The organism is Psychrobacter sp. 1Y4 (assembly GCF_051847555.1).
Genome location: NZ_JBPYDE010000913.1, coordinates 1 through 573, shown reverse-complemented (window position 1 = coordinate 573; position 573 = coordinate 1). Strand labels below are relative to the sequence as shown.

The 573-nt window shown below is 47.5% G+C and carries 1 protein-coding gene; it reads right to left on the bottom strand.

Annotation, left to right across the window (positions count from 1 at the left end; translation table 11 throughout):
* A partial coding sequence (locus ACS8FC_RS19565) for an aldehyde dehydrogenase family protein (RefSeq protein ID WP_439298011.1) occupies positions 1–523 on the bottom strand: 523 nt, incomplete at its 3' end.
* Between the last annotated feature and the right edge of the window lie 50 nt (positions 524–573).

Sequence of the window (573 nt, the reverse complement as noted above, 5' to 3'; positions counted from 1 at the left end):
CAGATGGCTTTAGGATAAAGGTGTTACCACAAACGATCGCCATCGGGAACATCCACAGTGGCACCATCGCAGGGAAGTTAAAGGGGGTAATACCAGCGACAACGCCTAGTGGATGAAATTCGCTCCAAGAGTCGATATTGGTGCTGACGTTACGGCTGTGCTCACCTTTTAGGAGCTCAGGTGCAGCGCACGCATATTCAACGTTTTCGATACCACGTTGTAGCTCACCTGCCGCATCGTGGACAATCTTGCCGTGCTCTTCACCGATTAGGTGGCAAATCTCGTCTGCATTTTGCTCAAGCAACTCTTTGAATTTAAACATGACGCGCGCACGTTTTAGTGGCGAGGTTTTGCTCCATGCCGGAAATGCCGCTTTGGCCGCAGCGACTGCTTCTCCGATGGTTTTTTCGCCACCTAACGCAACTTTTTTACTGACTTCACCCGTTGATGGGTTGTAGACGTCTTGGGTTTGGCTGTCATTATTGACTAAGCTACCGTTAATAAAGTGTCCGATAGTTTGCATAGTTTATGTCCTTTAAACAGGTTTGTTATTGATGGGTTGATAAGTAAATG